General features: G+C 67.1%; 2 protein-coding genes and 2 pseudogenes. 3 read left to right on the top strand and 1 reads right to left on the bottom strand.

The genetic code is table 11. The features are described from left to right. Nucleotides 1-162 precede the first annotated feature (162 nt). The 3 genes and pseudogenes from Q355_RS17350 to Q355_RS16000 form a co-directional block, all read left to right on the top strand. Nucleotides 163-330, top strand: a pseudogene (locus Q355_RS17350) (IS5/IS1182 family transposase); the annotation flags it as partial. Nucleotides 331-613: 283 nt separating this feature from the next. Further along, nucleotides 614-709, top strand: a pseudogene (locus Q355_RS16805) (aldehyde dehydrogenase family protein); the annotation flags it as partial. A 66-nt stretch (nt 710-775) separates the two neighbouring features. Next, nucleotides 776-2539, top strand: a complete 1764-nt coding sequence (locus Q355_RS16000) for an ATP-binding protein (protein ID WP_051529436.1) — start codon at nt 776-778, stop codon at nt 2537-2539. Nucleotides 2540-2780: 241 nt separating this feature from the next. Here the strand turns inward: Q355_RS16000 and Q355_RS17040 are convergent. Further along, nucleotides 2781-2960, bottom strand: a 180-nt coding sequence (locus Q355_RS17040) for a hypothetical protein (protein WP_027878187.1), incomplete at its 5' end; no start/stop codon positions are given.

A 2960-nucleotide genomic window follows, 5' to 3' on the forward strand; every position in this document is an offset into this window, starting at 1 on the left:
GGGTAGGGTCTGCGTTTCATGCTCTAAACATAACAGACCGCCTCTGTTTGGGTTGCCTTCTTACCAGCCTCTAGGGGGCTGGGACTGGAGCTGGAGGTGGTGGCTCGTCCTTACGCGGGGGTGCGGGAGGGGGAGGAGGTGCCGGAGATTCCGCGGGAGGGTGGGTTCAAGCCCCTGCCCAAGCGGTGGGTGGTGGAGCGGACCTTTGCCTGGATGGGGCGGAACCGACGGCTGGGAAAAGATTACGCGTACCATCCTGAGGTAACGGAAGCCTGGATGTATTTAGGTAGGATACGCTTGTTGGTGAAGCGGCTGGCCAGGGCCGCGTAGCCTCCTGTGGAGGACTTTTACAACAGCCTCTGAGACCTACTTGGAGCGCAAGCCCGCTGCCATCCTGGCCTACCTGGCCCTGGAGGGCCGCACCCCCCGCGCCCACCTGGCTGGGCTGTTGTGGCCTGAAGTGAGCAGCTCAACCGCCCGGGGCAACCTGCGCAAGCTGCTCTCGAGGCTGCGCGGCTTCGTCGGGGGCGAGTTGGTGCTTACCGACGCGGGCGAGAACGCGCGGGTGCGTGAGGGCGTGGCGGTGGATGCACTCAGGCTCCAACGTCTGGCCTTCGACGGGAGGAAGCGGTCGGGCCTGGGGCGGGAAGGGGGGAAGTGGGGCCTAGAGGAGTACCTGGAGGTCAAGTACGTCTCCTTGGGGCTTTAGGCCTCCTGTGCCTCCCTTTCCATCCGGGGTGCGCGGTCCTCCCCATAAGGCGCCGAGGAGAACCCAGTGGCCGGGTACCGCCTGAAACTTTTGGGGAACGCCACCCTAGAGGTGGAAGGGCAAGTCCCTGTGCGCCTGGAGCGCAAGGTCGCCGGGGTGCTGGCCTATCTGGCCCTGGAGGGCCCTACCCCCCGCTCCCGGCTGGCCGGGCTCTTGTGGCCCGAGGTGCCCGAACACACGGCCCGCAACAACCTGGCCCAGGCCCTGCGCCGACTGCGCCAGGCGGCTGGCGGGTACCAGGCGACCAGCGGGGAGGAGGTGCTGCGGCTTTCGGAGGGCCTCGAGGCCGATGCGGCCCAGATGGTGCTCTTCGCCTTCCAGGGACGGTATGCCGAGGTGCTCGGCCTCGAGGGCGAGCTGCTCAGGGGCCACGACTACGACGACTGCCCCGACTTCGCCGACTGGCTTCTGGCCCAGCGGGAGCACTTGGCGGGGTTGTGGCGTGGGGCTTTGGAGGCCGAGGCCGCACGGCTGGAGCAGGAAGGCGATCTGCGGGGTGCGTTGGCCCAGGCCCTGCGCCTCCAGGAGTCGGACCCCTTTTCCGAGGAGCACCTCCGCCGGGTGATGCGCCTGCACTATCTGCTGGGTGACCGGGGGGCGGCTTTATCCGCTTACCATCGGGGCCAGGAGCGGCTGCGGCGGGAGTTGGGGGTAGACCCCCTGCCCGAGACCCAGGTCCTGAGGCACATGATTGCGCGTGGGACCGTCCTCCCTGGGCCCAAACCGCGACCCCGCCGGGAGATTCCGCTTGCGCTCTTGCAGCCGCCGGTGTTGGCAGGTCGGGAACGAGAGTGGGCCTTGCTGGAAGAAGCCTGGCAAGCCGGCAAGGCCGTCTTTCTCACCGGCGAGCCCGGAGTAGGCAAAACCCGGCTCCTGCGAGACTTCGCCCGCTCCAAAGGCACCTACATCTGGGCGGCGGGCCGGCCGGGAGACCAGGGGACGCCGTTTGGCCTCCAGGCACGGGGCTGGCGGGAGGCCCTCCGGCAGTTTCCCGAGATCCGCCTACCCTCCTGGGCGCGACGGGAGCTTGCCCGTATCCTTCCCGACCTCTTTCCCGAAGCCCCCAGGTCAGGGAAGGACCCCGCCAACCGGCTCCGCCTCTTCGCCGCCATAGCGGAGCTGGTGCGGGAACTGGGAAGGTGCGTGGGCGTGCTGGCGATGGACGACCTGCACTACATGGATGCCGCCAGCGCCGAAGCAGCTGCCTATCTGATGGCCCAGTTCGTGCCCACCCCTCCCGGCGTGCCCCGCAACCTCAACGCCTACCGCCGGGGGGAGCTTCCGGCGGCGGCCCAGGCTACCATTGATGGATTGGTGGAGGCGGGGTTGGCGGTGCAGATTGTCCTCGAGCCCCTTCGGCCCACCGAGGTGGAGGCGCTATTGGCCTCGCTGGACCTTCCGGACCTATCCCCCGCGCGCTTGGCCCCAGCGCTTTGCCGCCATGCTGGGGGCAACCCCTTCTTCCTCCTGGAGACCCTGCGCGCCCTGTGGGAGGCAGGGGAGTGGCCAGGAAAACCAAGCCGCTTCCCGACTCCCCCTCGGGCCCGGGAGCTGATCGCCCACCGCCTGGGAACCCTGTCCTCAGCGGCCCTGCGCCTGGAAGGGCAAGATCGAGGTGGTCACTGTCGGGGGGCTGACCTTCTACCGCGAAACCCTCGAGCCCGGCTGGCAGTGGTCCAAGCACGTCAAGCCGGTCGTGGGGGGAGAGAGCTGCCAGCGCTTCCACGTGAAGATCTTTCTCGCGGGGCGTCAGCGGGTCCGCATGGATGACGGCAGCGAGATGGAATTTGGTCCTGGAGATTTGGCGATCATCCAGCCTGGACACGATGCTTGGGTCGTTGGCGATGAAGCAAACGTCTTGATCGAGCTCGCAGATGTCGTCCGGCGACCCACTCCTTGACCCGGTTGCCCGCGTGAAAAGAGGGGGTAATTATGGCGGACCTTCCCACGCCTGACGCGGTCCTCGAGGCCAAGACCAAACCGCACAACAGCGGGTAAAGGATTTTCCAGCTCATCGTACATTCCTTCCCTGACGCGCAGCGATCCGGCTCTCGAGAATGGTGCGGAAGCTACGGCCGCTCATCACAGCCAGCCTTGCAGGCGCGCTTCTTTGGTCGGCCATACTCGCGAGCGTTCTCAAGTCGTCAATGCTCAACTCGCCGTCCACCGATAGCTCACGCACGTCGCGCAC

Origin of the sequence: Meiothermus cerbereus DSM 11376, assembly GCF_000620065.1 — a bacterium.
In the GTDB taxonomy this organism is placed as follows: domain Bacteria; phylum Deinococcota; class Deinococci; order Deinococcales; family Thermaceae; genus Meiothermus; species Meiothermus cerbereus.